The sequence below is a fragment of the Streptosporangium amethystogenes genome (assembly GCF_000721075.1).
In the GTDB taxonomy this organism is placed as follows: domain Bacteria; phylum Actinomycetota; class Actinomycetes; order Streptosporangiales; family Streptosporangiaceae; genus Streptosporangium; species Streptosporangium amethystogenes.
In genome coordinates, this window is record NZ_JOEQ01000217.1 from 1 (window position 1) to 218 (window position 218).

Genomic DNA, 218 nt, shown 5'->3' on the forward strand with positions numbered 1-218 from the left:
CGCTCCAGTTCGCGGACCCGCGCCCGCTCCGGCCCCGAGGCCGGCCGCTCGGCCTCGCCATGCACGATTCGGTGCCTGTTCACCCAGCTGCCCAGGGTGCTGGGGTTGATCCCGAACTCCCGCGCCACCGACGCGACCGTCCGTTCGCCCTCCAGTACCATCCGGACGGCCTCTTCCTTGAACTCCGATGAGAACTGCCTGCGACGCCTCGTCACGTA

1 protein-coding gene is annotated in these 218 nt (G+C 69.7%); it reads right to left on the minus strand.

The annotated features are described in order from the left end of the window. The coding region (locus IG98_RS0144345) for a transposase (protein WP_169750313.1) at positions 1-218 on the minus strand (218 nt) is incomplete at both ends.